Origin of the sequence: Cellvibrio sp. OA-2007 (assembly GCF_000953825.1) — a bacterium.
Taxonomy (GTDB): domain Bacteria; phylum Pseudomonadota; class Gammaproteobacteria; order Pseudomonadales; family Cellvibrionaceae; genus Cellvibrio.
In genome coordinates this window covers 64829-82575 of sequence record NZ_BBUL01000082.1, presented here as the reverse complement: position 1 = coordinate 82575, position 17747 = coordinate 64829, and the positions used below count along the sequence as shown (strand labels likewise).

Here is a 17747-nt window from a genome sequence, read left to right as displayed (position 1 = left end):
AAGATTGGGCAAGCTTAGCAAATTTGCGATAATCCGCGCCCGCTTAATTCTGCTTCAGGCCTGCCGATGACCGATTCCCAGCTCGACATTTTGTACCTCGACGAGGATTTGCTCATCGCCAACAAACCCGCCGGGCTGCTCTGTGTGCCCGGCAAGGGCCCGGATAAACAGGATTGCCTGTCCAACCGTGTGCTGAAATTTAACCCCAATGCCCGCGTAGTACATCGCCTTGACCAAGGCACCTCGGGCATTGTGATGTTTCCGCTGAATTACCTGACACTGAAAAATCTCACCCACAAATTCGAAGCGCGCGAAATTCACAAACGCTATGTCGCGGTAGTCGATGGCTTAATCGCCGAAGATGAAGGTGAGGTCAAACTGCCACTGATTTGCGACTGGCCCAATCGCCCACTGCAAAAAGTGTGTTTTGAAAGCGGCAAAGCCGCACATACGCGCTATCGCGTACTGGAACGACATCTAGATACAAAGACAACCCGAGTACTGCTGGAGCCGGTCAGCGGCCGCACCCATCAACTGCGTGTACATATGCTTAGCCTCGGCCACCCAATGCTGGGCGATGGTTTATATGCGCCGGAAGATGTACTCGCCAAAGCCCCGCGTTTACTGCTGCACGCGCAAGAGCTCTGGCTGGATCACCCAATTACCGGAAAGGAAGTCAGAGTGGTGGCTGCGCCGGATTTTTAACCGATCAGACGCGTTAAAACCTGATCTATTTCTATCTGCACTTCAGCGAGCGTTTTGCCCGCATCGACCAACGCGTAGCGCTCAGGTGCTGCATTTGCTCGCTCGCGATAAGCCCCCCGCACTCGCTCAAAGAACACTACTGCCTCACTTTCAAAACGATCCAGTTCACCGCGCTGACGGGCGCGATTCAAGCCAAGCTCGACATCGATATCGAGAATCAAGGTTAAATCCGGGCGCAGATCACCCTGCACTAATTGTTCGAGTTGCTCGATAGTGGATTTACTCAAACCGCGCCCACCGCCTTGATAGGCGAAGGTGGCATCGGTAAAACGATCGCTCAATACCCAGGCGCCGCGCGCCAACGCCGGATTAATCACTCGCGCCAAATGTTGCGCACGCGCAGCAAACACCAGCAGCAGCTCCGCCGTTTCATCGACCGATTCATCGCGTTTACTGAGCAACAGGCTGCGAATTTCCTCTGCCAATGGCGTGCCGCCCGGCTCGCGGGTAACCACCACCTCGATACCGCGTGCGCGCAGCCAATCCGCCACAAAAGCCAAATTTGTGCTCTTTCCGACACCCTCGGTGCCCTCAATTGTCAGAAATTTACCGCGCTGCATAATTCTCTCTACTTATCAAAATTAACAATTTACACGTTCCTTCCCCTTGGGGGAGCGCGTATCATACCGGCTTTTTCCAGCACCACCCTCTAAATCTCAAGGGAGATTCACCATGATCACATTGCAAACTAACTACGGCGATATCGTTATTGAACTGGATTTTGATAAGGCGCCCAAGACCGCTGCCAACTTCAAACAATATGTTGAAGAAGGCTTTTACAACGGCACTATTTTTCACCGCGTAATTGATGGTTTCATGATTCAAGGCGGTGGATTCACCGAAGATTTCGAGCAAAAAGAAACCCGCGAAATGATCCAAAACGAAGCCGACAACGGTTTGCAAAACCTGACTGGCACCTTGGCAATGGCGCGCACCAATGACCCACACAGCGCCACCGCACAATTTTTTATCAACGTAAAAGACAACAGCTTCCTCAATCACTCAGGCAAAAATGCATCTGGTTGGGGCTACTGTGTATTCGGTAAAGTTGTTGAGGGCATGGACGTAGTCAACAAAATCAAAGGTGTTAAAACCGGCAGCAAAGGTTTCCATCAAGATGTACCTAAAGAAGCCGTCATTATTCAAAGCGCCACCGTTGCTGAATAATATGCACTCGCTTTTTATTTCAGATTTACATCTCCACGAATCACGCCCGCAGATCACGCGGGCGTTTTTTCAGTTTTTGCACACCCACGCCATTCACGCCGAAGCACTTTATATTCTCGGCGATTTTTTTGATGCCTGGATTGGCGATGATGACGATGCAGAACTGGTGCAAGATGTTGCAAGCGGATTGCATAAACTCAGTGAACTGGGCGTTGCGATTTATTTTATGCATGGCAACCGCGATTTTTTATTGGGCGACACCTACGCCAAAAAAGCAGGCATGACGCTAATTGCCGATGGCAGCGTGATCGATCTATACGGCACACCTACCCTGCTAATGCACGGCGACAGCTTGTGCACCGACGATACCGAATATCAACAATTCCGCGCCATGGTGCGCAGCCCACAATGGCAGCAACAAATTCTTGCGCAACCACTTCCTGCACGCCGCGCACTCGCCGCACAGCTACGCGAAAAAAGCCAAAGCATGAACAGCTTAAAAGCGGAAGATATTCTCGATGTGTCGCCTGCTGAAGTGACCGCACAAATGGCAGCAGCAAAAGTCACGCAACTCATTCACGGCCATACCCATCGCCCTGCACGCCATCAATTAGTTGTTGCAGGCACATCCGCTGAACGGATTGTGCTGGGGGATTGGCATGATTCAGGTTGGTGTATTAAAGCCGATCAAAACAGCATTGCATTAATCGATTGGAAAATTTAACCCCGCAGATTGCGCTGCGGAGTTAAGCGAGAAACTTATAAACTCAGTGATTACGCGCGGTTGCGACTGGTCATCATATAGAGCCCACCAATCATCACAAAAATTGGCCACCAGGTTCCAAATGACATATCGAGCAAAAACATGAGCGCGATAAAAATGATTGCGCCAGCAGACACCAATGAATTAGCCACCGCCGCACCCAAACCCTCTTTGCGATAAAAACTAAACGCCTGCTGCAAAGGACCGATTGCCGCCAACAAAATAAAAAATGCCCACCAGTTGTGAAAATCCAAAAAAAATAATTCAAAACCCAGATTGCGCGCCAGCAGCAAACCACCGATAACCACAACCGCCAAACCTAACGGCCAGTTACTCATTGCAGGCTTGGTATCCTTAGCTGGTGCAGGAGCTGGACTCTGTGGCAAATTATTATCATCAGGGGTGGTCATAACAAGCTCCATATTGGTTAGTGTGCTTTTTAGACATCATAAACCAGAAATTGGGTTCACACATCCCACACTTTATTGCCGCGCAACATAAAACCAGTCGCCCAAAAAACAAAAAGCCACACCGACGGGTGAGGCTTTTGTGCAATGGAATAACCAAAAGTACAACTAGTCTTTCAACACATCTTCCGCTGCATTCACTAAAAAGATATAACTCGCCGCCACATTTACCACATACTCATTTTGGCCCCAGAAGAACGGCCAATCTTCATGATTTTCAGGATAATCAGGCTTTAACACCAAAATACCGGGCACGATACCGCCGGAGATAAACGAGAAATCAGCGCGGTTCATACCATAGGCAACTTCTTTGGAGCGAGTCCCCACATTCGATACTAACGACAAATTGTGCGCAGGGTGAGTGCCGTAGAGGAAATTCAAACCCTGCAACACTGACTCGCGGTTAACCAACTCAGGAAACGCTTTGTGCACATAAAAATTATTGATTGCATTGCGGATTACCCAACCACTGCCCGCCCAACCGCCTTCGGTAATCGGAACAGCAAAAGGATTTTTGGCTTCAGCAGCTACTAATGCTTGTTGATAAGCCTGCACTTTGATTTTTAATTGCTGTTTAAAATCTGCATCCATATAAGGTATCGCACGTATAAACCAGGATGCACCAAAACCAAAATCTACTTCAGCAAACAATTTCGCAACTGCTTGCGCGTATTTTTTATCACCAGTGGTGATCAACAACTCAGTCGCCGCCTTGAGCTGCTCGTGCTCTAGTTTTCCACCGGTGGTATTACCATGCTTAAAGGAATCCGGCTGAGCTTTTGCGGCCTCATCGGCCCAGACTTTTTTCGCGGTTGCCAAACATTCTTTGGCCAGCTCATCGTTAAACCCGGTTAACGCCCTGCTCGCCGCCGCTAAGGCAGCTGCAGAACCGTAATTCAACGAAGAAGATTTACTGGTAAATGCCCAGCGGTCATCAAATTTTCCACTTTTAAATCCGTCAGTTTCCAGCTCTCCCATTTTGGGATCGTAAATTAAATTATCGGTTTTGGTGATGCCGTCGCCCAAATGGTGATACTGATCAATGTGCGCTTCCACAATACCGGGAATCGCATGGCCTATAGCGCGATGTTGTGCAATTAACGCAAGCGTGCCGTGTTCGATTTGTTGCAACATATCAGGCTTGCCATCTGCAGTATGGAGATCAACAAATTTTCTGGCGTAGTCCACACTGGTGGTATCGCGCTTCAGTTTGAACGTTTCCCACGCGGTGACAAGTGTATTCACCACATCGTATTGCGTTTGAGTGCGAATATCGTAATCACCCGCGTCATACCAACCGCCAATATTTAATCCAGGGATATGCTCACCCGGTTTGAATTTGGTATCGGTAGTCGGCCCCTGTGCATACAAATCAAAATGTTCGATATTAACCGGCGCTTGCAAAGCATCATCCAAATGCGAAGCACCATGCCAAATGCGATAGGATTCATTGATCGTCATGTGATCCATCTGCACGGGTAAATACATATCCAACGTGGGGTGCCATGCAGCTTGGTAAACATTTTTATCAATACGGAAAGTATGGGTTTCCTGATCGCCATACGTTATCGCATAAAGACCTGGCGTTTGGATTTTACTGAAATCAAATTGGCGATATTCGTAGCGAAGATATTTACCCCAGGATTTTGGTTTTTCAGTCAACACCACTTTACGGCTTCCATCGGCATTTATTTTCACCAAACTCGCCTTCTGGATTTTTTTATCACGCGCATCTAATTCAATCACGGCTACTTTTTTCTGCGCTGGGTGATAACCCACTTGCGAATGGGCAATCATCGGTTTGCGAATCCAATTTTTTACCGTACTCGCATCAATTTGCCATTCAATAACCACACCGGTTTTGTTGGCGGGAATTTTGCTGCGCACAACAAACCAGCCGTTCTGTGCTTTGCCGCGGCCATCATAAAGCTCAAGCGGTATATTGGTAGATTGAATGCTCACACGGCGTTCAGCATCCTCTGGTGCCAACACCAGTTGCTGACCTTGCGCGAGCGCAACAGGATCGGCTTTGCCATTAATTTCTTTTAAACCAGTGGGATAAACTGGAAAACCACCTGCCTGATCATCCATCAAAAATGATTTATGAAAATAAGCGGCGGGCAAGAACTCCAAGTTAAAACCGGCTTTGCCTTCAAGGGATTTGGGCAGGGGCTTTGGCAGGTTAACCGTTAAACGCACACCCGCTGCGTTTTTAATTACCTTGATGGAAAAATCAAACTGCTCATCCGGATAATGCAAAAAAGCTTCAATGGATTGCTCAGCGCGATTTATTTTTCGCTCTTTGAACATGGGCGTCATATCCCATTGTTCCGGCGTCGCATTTAAACGTACATCGCCATTGGTAACCGTGCGCTCACCGTGATGAATTAATTCAACCCCGCTAGTTTTGGAGTCGCTAAATAGCCCGTCATACCAATTGCTAAACACCAGTACGTTTAATCCGGATTTTTCAAAATAATCTTTATCGTTAAGAGTGAGGTCATCTTTTGCCTGAGCAGGCGAGATAAGCGAAACCATTACAACAGCAAGAACTAGTCGCCATTGACCGAATTGATATGCCATGCGGATCTCCAAATTATTATTAACACAGACTTATAGTCTATTTACACATAACATGCTGGTATACAAGATTTACACTTAATAACCCCTGTTTTAAATACCCCTGCTACTGCGACTATTTACAGACGGATAGGTACCCAGTCACCGATCTGTAACAAATATTGACGATTCTATGGCGCCTTAAACACCCTGATATCTCCTCCCCTTTGCCTTAGGAATCTCTATGCAAACTATTTCTTTCATTGCAGAAACAAGTGCCCAACAGCGCGACAAAAAACACAGTCGCCGACATATTCACACAGCGTTATTTCTCGTGCTGACTGGTTTGTCAGCGACTACGCTCGCCACTCCGTTTGAGATTTCCACAGGCGTTAATGCCACTGGCGTGCGCACTGTGACAGCAAGCGAAACTGGAAAGATCAATCAAGGAGCGAGCCTGACAAATACTGACAAAACCATCACTTGGTCTGGCGCAACTGCAGGTACAGTCACTATTGATAACCGCGGCACTGTGCAGGCAACTGGCTCCGGTCGTGCGATAGATACCAGCAGTAGCGGCGGTGCTGGTCGCAACCTTGTCTTGCGCAATGCCGAAGGTGCGCAAATTATTGGCGGCAATGATGCGGTACGCATTAACTTTTCATCCGGTACTGTCGGCACCGTCAGCGTTGATAACGCCGGCAGAATTAATTCCACCAGCGGCCAAGCATTGGATTTCAATGCGATCGAAAATGCCAGCTCTGTGCTTATCACTAACCAAACGACCGGCGTTATCAGCACCTTCGATGCGGACGGCATTCGCCCTGGCAATAACGGTGTGGTGGTCAATCATGGCCGTATTATTGGCGGCGGTGCTGGCTTAGTTGCTGGTGCGACTAACCTGTCCAGCGAAGCCATCGATTTTCAGGATTTTGGCGGTACGGTTCACAATGAAGCGACCGGTTTTATTGAGGGTGCGCGCCACGGCATTACTGGCGACGGCGTCGTTAATGTAACCAATGCCGCCGGTGGCGTTATTCGCGGCCACAATGGTTCCGGTCTCAACTTGGATGGCACCGGCAGCCTGATTAATTACGGCACAGTGTCCGGTAACTTTGATGCGACACTCATCAATGGCGACGGCGATGGTGTGGATATAGATCACATTGGCAACATTGATAACTATGGCCGCATCGAAGCTAATGGCGCTGGCGGCGTAAAAGACAGCCCCACCGACTTCAACCGCGCCGATGGCATTGCTATGGGCGGTGGCGTGATCAACAACTACGCCGGTGCAACGATTTATAGTAGCGATCGCGGTATTTTGATCGATGACAGTGAAGGCGGTGAAGCGTTTGGCGCAACTACACTTACCAACCATGGAACTATCGATGCGCAAACTAGCGGCGTAACTCTGCAAGGTAATTGGGATGATCACATCATCAACAGCGGCGCCATTATCAGCCGCAGCAATGGTGTTGCTATAGATATGGGTGGCGGTAATGACACCCTTGAATTGCACAGCAGCTCAACTATTCAAGGTTCTATCGACGGTGGCAGTGGTCAAAACCTCTTGAAACTGACAGGCACAGGAACGGCCAATCTCAGCTCAGTACAAGGCTTTCAATCACTGCGAATTGAAGGTGGCGACTGGACCCTCGGTAGCGCGCAATCGCTCAGCAACCTTATCGGATTTGGCAGCCTACACACCGACCAGCTCACACTTGAATCTGGCTCACAATTAACTGTGGGGCTGAATGATGGCGAAACAGCGCAACTGGATATTTTTGCCGCGACTAATTTTGCCGGCACCGCCAATTTGGATTTTTTTGCCAGCGGCAACCAAGACATGCTTAATATCCACAACACCTTCAGCTTTTTGGATTCCAGTCTGCTGCAGTTAAATTTCTTCGGCACTGACTTTACCAGCGGCCAAGTATTCAACGTGTTAACAGCTGTCGGCTTTAATGGTGTGGATTATTCTAAATTTATGGTGAATGGATTAAACAGTGATTGGTCGTGGGAGTTTAATCAACTATCGTTGACCGGAATGGAAACACTGAATGTCACCCTCAATCGCACTAGCGCTTCAGTTGCCGAGCCTGGCACCTTAGGTCTGGCATTTTTGAGTGTATTTATGCTTGCCGGAATTCGTCGGAGCAAACGCAAAGCAAAATAATAAAAGTCGCAGCAGTGAGGCTTGGTTAGATCACTGCTGCAAAACCTGACAATAAATTAAATTTTATCGCACCAGGCTTTGGTTCAGACACCGACACTCACAAAATATTTTTACCTTCTTCCGGCGCCCTCGCCTGCGCCTCCGTAACAATCGGGCCCCCCTCAGGGAAAATAATTTCACGCGTATCATCAGGCATAGTTATGCCATGTTTTTCATATTCACGCATGATAAAACGCATCAATATCAATTTTGAAATGAATACGCAATATTAACGCGCTGCGCTAACGCATCCAGACGTTTATCAAACGTCCAAAATAATGCGCCGGGCGTGATTAATGTGGATGCGAGCAGCATCAAATCGATCAGCCCACAACCTAGCCGGTATAGTTTTTCTTGCTCAATAAAAACCATTACCTCTTTTAGCGAGGCTTGGTTGGATAATTGTAATAGCGAAAGATCAGCCAAGGTTTGTTGCCTTGGTGCAGGCGGTGTTCCACAGGCGATTTCTGCCAATACCATAGGGTGAATAAGTACGCGATCAGACTCCACCAAATGTGCCAGAGTTGAATTACCACGCTTGAAGTGATCCACCCACACAGAGGTATCAACCAACACATTCATGAATTGGTACTTTCAGGGAATCGGCGAGCAATAGCTTCCATATCAGGCGCTTTGCCGCCCAGTGCCGCAAGGCGCTTTGCCGCTTGAACACGAACAAACGTTTTCATCGCCTCGCGGAAGATATTGGCTTTATCCATATCAGGATCAGCCATCTCAAGCGCTTGCTCATAGAGCGCATCATCAATAGTTACTGTAGTACGCATTACAAAACCCTTTGCCATCATCATTAATGATGCATTTTCACATCAAAAATGGAATCACATTAAGATTTAAGCGATGAAACGTTTCTTTAATACTAAGAACTACAACAAAAAAGCCCCATCGTTCTCGATGAGACCCCAGGCAGTCATGTGAAGATTATTGCTTAACCCAGAATTAATTAGCCACACCCGAATGAAACCGAAACTCCTCATCGCCACCTTCAATCAAGGTTTTTTCCAGTGCGAGAAACTCCTGCACGCGCGCAGAAATATCGGCGCCATCGGCGGCACGTTTGGCGAGGGTTAAATAATCTTCGTAGTGACGGGCTTCTGATCTGAGGAGTGAGAGATAGAATTTTTGTAACTCTTCATCAAGGTGCGGCGCGAGTTTGGCGAAGCGTTCGCAGGAGCGAGCTTCGATAATGGCGCCGACAATTAAAGTATCAACATAACGCCCCGGCTCTGAAGTGCGTACAGGCTTGCGCAGCTCGCCCGCGTAGCGACCTGGGGTGATTTGATCGTACGCTACGCCCCTCACCTCCATGATCGCCATGACTTGTTCGTAGTGGCGCAACTCTTCACGTGCAAGGCGCGACATTTTGTTCATCATGTCGAAATCGCCCACATAGCGAAACATTAAATTAATGGCAGTAGACGCGGCTTTTTTTTCGCAATTAGCGTGATCGAGTAACAATAGCGCTTGATTATCCAACGCATTTTTTACCCAAGCATCGGGGGTTTCGCAGTGCAGGAATTGCTGAATTTTGGTGAGAGCATTCATAGAGTAAAAACTACTTGTGTTGTGCGAGAGTTTCGGCGGTGACAAAACAGGGTGATATATAACGCTCGTAATGCGCACAGGAGAGCGCGTAAAAATCTTTGTCGATATTGTCACGAATGACGGTTAAAGGTGTGCCCACCCATTGCCTTTGCAGCGCAAGTCCGTACTGGGATAAATCCTGAATTTGGCTTGCACCTGCGCGCAGCAAATCAAATACCCAGCAGTAAGGATTTTGCTCAGGCTTGAATTGAATCTGCTGGTGTTTAATTTGCGTGAGCAATAACTTTTCGTCATTGACTTGAATCATGTTCTGCACAATCTGCGCGAGAAAATTTTCCAGCCGCTGCGCAATCAATAAGCGCTGTTCATGAGTATAACTATTCCAGTCAATCACTTCATGACCAAAACGTTTGCAGCCACGGCAGACGCTATCGCCAATGCCGGTAGAGCAGATTCCCACGCAGGGTGTTTTTACAGGTTTTAATACAAGCATAAAATCGATTTTTTGAAGCGCGCCATTACTAACATTAATTGCAATGGCACGCATATTATAAGTAAAAAGTTATTTCCTGATTAATACGATGAACCAGTAATATCCAGTTCAATTTTCCACAGTGAACCGGCACCAGTTAGAAACAGGGTTTTCCCCTCTGCACCGCCAAAGGCAGCATTGGTGAGATTGGCATCGGTAGTGGCTTGCGCAATTTGCTCACCCGCCGGGGTGTACACACGCAATTGACGCGCGATGTGCTCGGTTAAATAGATATTGCCCAAACAATCGATCGCCATACCATCCGGGATACTGATACCCGTAACCAAATCCTTACCTGCTTGCGGCATACCATCCACAATTGGGTAAGCACGCAACAAACCTTGTTCGCCGCCGCCGTTTACATAGAGCACATCTTCTTCTGGCGATAACGCAATTCCATTTGGATTGCTAATCGTGTCATCAACCAAAGTCACTGTGCCATCGGTTGCGACGCGATACACACCGGTTTTTTCTTGACCGCCTGGCGCTGCATCGCGCTGGAATGCTGGATCAGTAAAATAAATTGTGCCGTCTTTGGCGATAGCTATATCGTTCGGCGAATTAAAAGGATTGCCATTAAATTGATCAACAATCAGAGTTCGCTCACCTGTTGCAGGGTTAAACAGCGACAGCCCTTTATACTTGTGTGTACCGGCAACTAACAAACCTTTGTTATCAACTGCGAGACCATTACTGCCCGAGTCTTCGATGGCCGTTGTAACTGTGCCATCTGCCCCCAGCTTTTGAATCCGCGAAGCAAATCCATCGGTGAAGATAAAATCAGAAAAATACAGCGAATCATTGATCCAGACCGGGCCTTCAAATAAGCCAGGCTCTGTGCGGGTAGTGTTCGCCGCTTCGATGCGCACCGGCGTCAAATCACCTGCTGGTGCAGTGCCATCACAAGCAGCAACAGGTGCAGCAACAGAAATTTCTGCTGCTATTGATGAGGTGGCAGCGTCATTGGCAACCGAAGTGTCTGCTGGTTTTTTTTCGCAACCTGCCAAAGTGGCAAGCAAACCAACCATCAGGCTGGATATGAATAGGCTTTTTTGTGTCGCTTTCTTTGTCGTTGTCATAGAGTCCTCATTTTTATTAGTCAGAGCCATTTTTATCGTTGCCGAGATTCATTTGGGGTCGCCAAATACGCTCGACACCTTATCACAATCACCCTTAAATACCGATGCTCACTCACAACACAACTGCCGACAAACTACAGCCCACGCATTAACAGCTAGCATAGCTTCAGGTATACTCTGCCCCCGATTTGCTGCTCACTTATGAGCAGTTTAGGTGCAAACAATTCTTGGTTGCACTTAGTCATCCATGAAGGCCATGGATAGTCTCTTAAAGCAGAGATCCTGCCGAGGGAGTAACCCCCACACTAATGAGGATAAAACCGTGCTTGAAGCCTATCGTAAACAGGTCGCAGAACGCGCCGCAGAAGGTATTCCACCAAAACCATTAAACCCTGAAGAAGTGGCTGGATTGGTTGAATTACTGAAGAATCCCCCCGCTGGTGAAGCTGAAGTATTACTGGATTTGATCACCAACCGCGTTCCGCCCGGCGTCGATGAAGCCGCCTATGTTAAAGCCGCTTTCCTAAGCGCGATTTTGAAAGACGAAGCCTCTTCCCCCCTGATCGATAAGCCTCTCGCGATTAAACTGCTCGGTATGATGCTCGGCGGTTACAACATCGAAACTCTGGTTAACCTGCTCGACGATGCAACTCTGGCGCCTTTGGCCACCAAAGAACTCAAGCACACATTGTTGATGTTTGATGCATTCCACGATGTAGAAGAGAAAGTAAAGGCGGGCAACCCGCACGCCAAAGAACTGATGCAATCCTGGGCAGACGCCGAGTGGTTCACCAGCAAGCCAAAAGTGCCTGAGAGCACCAAGCTCACCGTATTTAAAGTCACCGGCGAAACCAATACCGATGACCTGTCGCCAGCACCTGATGCCTGGTCACGCCCAGATATCCCATTGCACGCATTGGCCATGTTCAAAATGGCACGCGATGGCATCACCCCTGACGAGCCAGGCAAAATCGGCCCGATCAAACAAATCGAAGCATTGAAAACCAAAGGTTTCCCATTGGTATTTGTGGGCGATGTTGTGGGTACCGGTTCTTCACGTAAATCAGCAACCAACTCGGTATTGTGGTTTATCGGTGAAGACATCCCCGGTGTACCTAACAAGCGTACCGGCGGTGTATGTATCGGCAGCAAAGTCGCGCCGATTTTCTACAACACCATGGAAGACGCAGGTGCATTGGTATTTGAAGCACCGGTAGACGACCTGAACATGGGCGACGTAATCGAAATTCGCCCTTATGAAGGCAAGATCCTCAATGCTGACACCGGCGCGGTAATCTCTGAATTCGCGCTGAAATCAGACGTATTGCTGGACGAAGTACAAGCTGGCGGCCGTATCCCATTGATTATTGGGCGCGGCCTGACCACTAAAGCACGCGCATCATTGGGCTTGCCTGCAAGCACATTATTCCGCTTGCCAGAAGCACCAGCTGACAGCGGCAAAGGCTTCACCCTCGCACAAAAAATGGTAGGCAAAGCGTGCGGCACTACCGGTATTCGCCCTGGCACCTACTGCGAGCCCTACATGACCACCGTAGGTTCACAGGACACCACTGGCCCAATGACCCGCGACGAGCTGAAAGACTTGGCTTGTTTGGGCTTCTCTGCCGACCTGACCATGCAGTCCTTCTGCCACACCGCTGCTTATCCTAAGCCAGTAGACATTCAAACCCAGCACACCTTGCCCGACTTCATTATGACTCGCGGCGGTGTTTCCCTGCGTCCAGGCGACGGCATCATCCACTCATGGTTGAACCGTATGTTGCTGCCCGACACCGTAGGTACTGGTGGCGATTCACATACCCGTTTCCCAATCGGTATTTCTTTCCCAGCCGGTTCTGGTTTGGTGGCATTTGCCGCAGCGACTGGTGTTATGCCACTGGATATGCCTGAATCTGTATTGGTTCGCTTTAAGGGTGAATTGCAACCAGGTATCACCCTGCGTGACTTGGTAAACGCAATTCCGCTGTATGCGATCAAAGCTGGTTTGTTGACCGTAGAGAAGAAGGGCAAGAAGAACATTTTCTCTGGCCGCATCCTGGAAGTTGAAGGCTTGCCTGATCTGAAAGTAGAACAAGCGTTTGAGATCTCTGACGCATCGGCTGAGCGTTCAGCGGCTGGCTGTACCATCAAGTTGGACAAAGCGCCCATCATTGAATACATGACTTCTAACATCACCATGCTGCGCTGGATGATCGAACAAGGTTACGGCGATATCCGCACCCTTGAGCGCCGTGCACAGAAAATGGAAGAGTGGATTGCTAACCCAGAGTTGATGGAAGCAGATGCCGATGCAGAATACGCTGCGGTTATCGATATCGATCTGGCTGACATCAAAGAACCAATCCTCGCCTGCCCTAACGATCCGGATGATGTGAAAGTATTGTCTGACGTACAAGGTGCAAAAATCGACGAAGTGTTTATCGGTTCGTGCATGACCAACATTGGTCACTTCCGCGCTGCCGGCAAGTTGTTGGCTTCTACCAAAGAAGAATTGACCACTCGTCTGTGGATTGCTCCGCCAACCAAAATGGATGAGCATCAGTTGATGGAAGAAGGTTACTACAGTATTTATGGCGTTAAAGGTGCCCGCACCGAAATGCCAGGCTGCTCACTGTGCATGGGTAACCAAGCGCGTGTTGCACCTAAATCGACTGTGGTATCTACCTCTACCCGTAACTTCCCGAACCGTTTAGGTGAAGGCGCTAACGTGTACTTGGCATCTGCTGAATTAGCGGCGATTGCAGCCATCATCGGCAAGCTGCCAACACCAGAGGAATACCAAGAGTACGCCAGCAAAATCAACAGTATGTCTGCTGATATTTACCGCTACCTCAACTTCAATGAAATTGAGAGCTACCAAAACGCTGCCAACGAAGGCAAGCGTATTGCAGCGGTAGAGATTCAAACTGTTGCTGTGTAACTAGCTTTAGGTTCCAATAAAAAACCCGCTTTTAGCGGGTTTTTTTAGGTTTGCAATTTGCGTATTCCTTTACGCAACTTCGATTTATTTCTCAAAGCTAATATCTTGCAATCGAACTTCAGCAGTGGTTTTTTTCTCTGGCTGTATTTTGATGTAGAGATCAGCAAAACCACGAGAACTTTTGAGTGTAATACTGGTGCGATCATAGGCCTTTAAATCCAGAGGTGAAATGGTACCCGAACCAATCACTTCGCCATCAAGACTGTCACGACGAATCTCAACCAGCCATCCAGTCCGCTCTTTAAAAAACAATGCGCCAACCTTCACCGAGGTAACGGAGGTTAGATCGTAGCGACCAAACCCAAATCCTGAAACACCTTGACTGCCCAGTACTTTAATCGTTTTTACTTCATTGTATGTATCTTGTTTGACTTCCTTCGTCGCGGAAGCCGCATTAAATACACTGTCAAAGTCCAACCGCGGGGGAATCAAAGTAATTTTCTTGGCTACGGATATGGGCGCTAAATTGTTTGCACCATTATCCGTGTATTGAATAGTAAAAACATAAGCTTCGCCAGCGACTGAATAGGGTTTATCTGATGCTATCGCCGCTGTATTTTTCTGATGCGATTTTAGTTCTACCTTGCCCGACAATGGTAAACCTGCTAGGGCGTTATTTTCCGCAAGTGATAACACATATGTTGCTAATGCACTACGATCAGCCTCACTCAATCCGGAGAATGCGGGCATATTCATTTCACCCCACACACCTGCGCCACCATTGCCCAATTTATTCACCAAGTATTGAAGGGCTTTAGGATCTTTCTGATATTTTTTAGCTACATCGCGGAACGCAGGGCCGACCATTTTCTCATCCAACTTATGACAACCCAAGCAATTATTAGCATCGACCAACGCTTTTCCTCGATCAACCAAGTTTACGGTTTGATGCCCCTGCCCTGCATTTTTTTCTGGCTCAGTATAAGAAAATTGAATCAGTGGATTAGCATCCGCAATAGATGTAACTACACCATCTTCTTTATCACTGATTGAGAAGCTGTAATCTACTGCTTGCGTATCTGGCCAATAAAAACTTTGGTTTTGCGGGGATGCAAATTCAATGACCGGCGGCTCATTGCCTATATCAAGTTTTTTACTGAGGGTCGTTTTGGCACCATTCGTATCGCTAACCGTTAATTCCAGTGTGTATTCACCCGCTTTCTCTAACGACACGTTAATCTCAGCTGCATCACCCAAACGCTGCTCTACACAAGCGACTTCTGCGCATTGCACTTTCCATGCATAAGTCATTTTATCACCATCCAAATCTATTGATTGTTTGGCTGAGGCGCGAATTTGCGCGGGAATACCAGACTGGGTTTTGTCGAGTGTAATATTTGCTACTGGCGGGCGATTGCCAGGCCCCACATATTCAATCCGTGCAAGGCGGGCGTCCGGGTTTCCGGTAAACCAAGACATGCCGTATTCCAATACATACAAAGTACCATCCGGAGCAAAACGCGAATCGATCGGCAGCGCATAACTAATTTGCGGCGCAAACGGTTCTATTTTTTTAATACGACCTTGCACGTCAAAGCTCACAACCTTTACCCAGGCGCGCATAAAATCAAGAATAAATAGTGAGTTGTCGTAATACGCGGGATAACGATTAACAGATTCGGGATAGTCTTCAGAATGATAAACATCGGCAACTAAGGCTGTGCGACCGCCAGTACCCATTTCAGGAAACTCATCTGAAACACCATAGGGATAGGCAATAAAAGCAGGTTGTGCAGGCGGCAATTGTTTTGCGCCAGTATTATTAGGTGAATCATTAACGGGAGCTTGTGGACTTACCCATTCACCCGTTTTTTGAGTGATGTAATCATATTTTTTATAGGGTTTATTTTGCCCTATTACTAGCGGCCAACCAAAGTTGCCGGCAGCAGTTACCCGATTAATTTCATCGTAACCGCGGGAGCCTTTTTCATCTGAATCGTTACTAGCATCAGGACCGACATCGCCATAAAACAAGGTACTGGTTTTATGGTCATAAGTAATGCTGTAGGGATTACGTGCGCCCATCACATAAATTTCAGGGCGCCCTTGTGCTGGATCTGTAAATAAATTACCTGCAGGAACATCATAACCACCGTCTTTTTTTGGAATGATACGCAGTACCTTACCGCGCAAATCCTGAGTGTTACCCGGCGCACGCAAACCGTCATTCTTTTTCATATCCGGACGAAAATCTACAGGTGCGTAACCATCCTGATCGTGAGGATTGGTATTATCGCCAGTGGAAAAAAACAATTCCCCATTGCTACCAAACTGCAGATCACCACCGGTATGACAGCAATTATTATCAATTGGATATTGCAGAATTTTTTCTTCAGTAGAGGCATCAACTTGATTATTGCGCCATAAAAAACGTGACAAACGTTGGCCAGGGTTTCCTGCATCATCTTTTACTGTGAATGCTGCATAAATTGTTTGATTGGTTGCAAAATCCGGGTCAACAGCCACACCAACCAGACCCCACTCCTGAAACTTATCGTAAGCAACAGTCAATGTTCCTGCATCACTTAGCTGGCCCGTCTTGTAGTCAACGCGCTGAAACTTTCCTGGACGCAATGCAATTAGTGCATCGCCATTGGGGAAAAATGCAAGCTTTACTGGCTCATCCAAATTTTCTACCAAGGTTTTTTTTACAAAACGATTTGGCTCCGGGCGCGATTTACTGTAGTCCAAACGAGGCTTAAAACCCGTGCGATGATTCAAACCTACCGCATAGGTCAAACCACCTAATAAATGCTGCAACAAGTCCGGATTTGAAAAAGACTCGCTGGTATGCCCCATGCCAGTATAAAAGGCGCGGCCACCATCGTAATCGTGATACCAGGAGATGGGGTGATTGTGACCATGCTCCCCCCCCTGATAAGTCGACTCATCCACTGTGGCAACTACATTGATAAACTCATACATGTCGCGATAGTTATACCACTCATCCGCCACACTGATAGAGCCAGCTAATGATGCAGTCGATGCGTGGTGTTGATCGACAAAGTTAACCGTCGCTTGTTGCACATTACTGGGCGAATTGGGATGGTTTTTAAAGACTGCTCCCACTAAATTGCGATACCAAAACCAGTCGCCTTCCCATTCAGTGTCTGCTGCAGCATGAATACCGACAAAACCACCACCAGCCTGAATATAGCGCTCCATTGCCAACTCCTGATTTTCATCGAGCACATTGAGCGTGGTATTCAAAAAAACAATAGCGTTAAACTGGCTTAACTCAGCGTCCGTAAACAGACTCGCGTCTTCACTCGCCACTACGGTGAATTGATGTTCTTCCGCTAATTTTTGGAAAGCAGCGATGCCAGCCGGAATAGAATCATGCCGCCATCCTGCTGTTTTGCTAAACACCAGAATTGTTGCACCACTAATACTTTGCTGCTGCTCAGTTGAAGGACTTGCAGCCTGCTTCAACGATGATTGTTGTACGCTGGAATTTGCATTTTCCCCACAGCTTGCAAGACTGACAGAGAGAATAGTTAAACCAACAATGTAGACGCACCAATGAGTAATATTGAACCGATGTTTGTTCATTGCCGAACCTTTATTCGCTGTTTATTTTTTATGAAAAATAGTAGTGTTTTTTATGAGCTATCGCCGTTTATCGCAATCCTT

15 protein-coding genes are annotated in these 17747 nt (G+C 47.7%); 5 read left to right on the top strand and 10 right to left on the bottom strand.

Going from position 1 to position 17747, the window contains the following annotated elements; all coding sequences use genetic code 11:
* The first annotated feature begins 66 nt into the window (after positions 1 to 66).
* Positions 67 to 705, top strand: a complete 639-nt coding sequence (locus tag AWU77_RS06430) for a pseudouridine synthase (RefSeq protein WP_062060494.1) — start codon at positions 67 to 69, stop codon at positions 703 to 705.
* On the opposite strand, the gene tmk is transcribed toward AWU77_RS06430, so the two are convergent.
* Entirely contained in the window at positions 702 to 1325 is a 624-nt protein-coding gene (gene tmk / locus AWU77_RS06425; RefSeq protein WP_062060492.1) for a dTMP kinase, read from the bottom strand. The genes AWU77_RS06430 and tmk overlap by 4 nt on opposite strands.
* Before the next feature lie 112 nt (positions 1326 to 1437).
* Here tmk and AWU77_RS06420 point away from each other — a divergent pair, with 112 nt between their 5' ends.
* Positions 1438 to 1932, top strand: coding sequence for a peptidylprolyl isomerase (locus tag AWU77_RS06420; RefSeq protein ID WP_062060490.1), 495 nt, complete (start codon positions 1438 to 1440; stop codon positions 1930 to 1932).
* A gap of 1 nt (position 1933) precedes the next feature.
* Entirely contained in the window at positions 1934 to 2656 is a 723-nt protein-coding gene (locus AWU77_RS06415) for a UDP-2,3-diacylglucosamine diphosphatase (RefSeq protein WP_062060488.1), read from the top strand.
* 50 nt (positions 2657 to 2706) lie between these two features.
* Here AWU77_RS06415 and AWU77_RS06410 read toward each other — a convergent pair whose 3' ends face one another.
* Both AWU77_RS06410 and AWU77_RS06405 read right to left on the bottom strand, forming a co-directional pair.
* Positions 2707 to 3105, bottom strand: a complete 399-nt coding sequence (locus AWU77_RS06410; protein ID WP_238582326.1) for a hypothetical protein — start codon at positions 3103 to 3105, stop codon at positions 2707 to 2709.
* Between the two features lie 165 nt (positions 3106 to 3270).
* A complete protein-coding gene (locus tag AWU77_RS06405) occupies positions 3271 to 5745 on the bottom strand; it encodes a glycoside hydrolase family 9 protein (protein ID WP_193747508.1) in 2475 nt (824 codons plus the stop codon).
* A gap of 220 nt (positions 5746 to 5965) precedes the next feature.
* Here AWU77_RS06405 and AWU77_RS06400 point away from each other — a divergent pair, with 220 nt between their 5' ends.
* Entirely contained in the window at positions 5966 to 7900 is a 1935-nt protein-coding gene (locus AWU77_RS06400) for a hypothetical protein (protein WP_062060486.1), read from the top strand.
* 97 nt (positions 7901 to 7997) lie between these two features.
* Here the strand turns inward: AWU77_RS06400 and AWU77_RS20840 are convergent, their stop codons facing one another.
* The 6 genes from AWU77_RS20840 to AWU77_RS06375 form a co-directional block, all read right to left on the bottom strand.
* A complete protein-coding gene (locus tag AWU77_RS20840) occupies positions 7998 to 8126 on the bottom strand; it encodes a hypothetical protein (RefSeq protein WP_255353636.1) in 129 nt (42 codons plus the stop codon).
* 17 nt (positions 8127 to 8143) lie between these two features.
* On the bottom strand, positions 8144 to 8521 hold the full coding sequence (locus AWU77_RS06395; RefSeq protein WP_062060484.1) for a type II toxin-antitoxin system VapC family toxin: 378 nt from the start codon (positions 8519 to 8521) through the stop codon (positions 8144 to 8146).
* A complete protein-coding gene (locus tag AWU77_RS06390; RefSeq protein ID WP_062060549.1) occupies positions 8518 to 8724 on the bottom strand; it encodes a type II toxin-antitoxin system VapB family antitoxin in 207 nt (68 codons plus the stop codon). Before AWU77_RS06390 ends, AWU77_RS06395 begins: the two co-directional genes overlap by 4 nt.
* A gap of 172 nt (positions 8725 to 8896) precedes the next feature.
* Positions 8897 to 9502, bottom strand: a complete 606-nt coding sequence (locus AWU77_RS06385) for a tRNA-(ms[2]io[6]A)-hydroxylase (RefSeq protein WP_062060482.1) — start codon at positions 9500 to 9502, stop codon at positions 8897 to 8899.
* Positions 9503 to 9512: 10 nt separating this feature from the next.
* On the bottom strand, positions 9513 to 9995 hold the full coding sequence (locus tag AWU77_RS06380) for a DUF1289 domain-containing protein (protein WP_062060547.1): 483 nt from the start codon (positions 9993 to 9995) through the stop codon (positions 9513 to 9515).
* An 80-nt stretch (positions 9996 to 10075) separates the two neighbouring features.
* Complete coding sequence (locus AWU77_RS06375) at positions 10076 to 11113, bottom strand: SMP-30/gluconolactonase/LRE family protein (protein WP_062060481.1); 1038 nt, start codon at positions 11111 to 11113, stop codon at positions 10076 to 10078.
* Positions 11114 to 11435: 322 nt separating this feature from the next.
* On the opposite strand from AWU77_RS06375, the gene acnB reads away from it, so the two are divergent.
* The gene (acnB, locus tag AWU77_RS06370; protein ID WP_062060479.1) at positions 11436 to 14054 is read left to right on the top strand and encodes a bifunctional aconitate hydratase 2/2-methylisocitrate dehydratase; all 2619 of its coding nucleotides are present in this window, start codon (positions 11436 to 11438) and stop codon (positions 14052 to 14054) included.
* A gap of 84 nt (positions 14055 to 14138) precedes the next feature.
* Here the strand turns inward: acnB and AWU77_RS06365 are convergent, their stop codons facing one another.
* Complete coding sequence (locus AWU77_RS06365) at positions 14139 to 17666, bottom strand: ThuA domain-containing protein (protein WP_062060477.1); 3528 nt, start codon at positions 17664 to 17666, stop codon at positions 14139 to 14141.
* Positions 17667 to 17747: the final 81 nt, after the last annotated feature.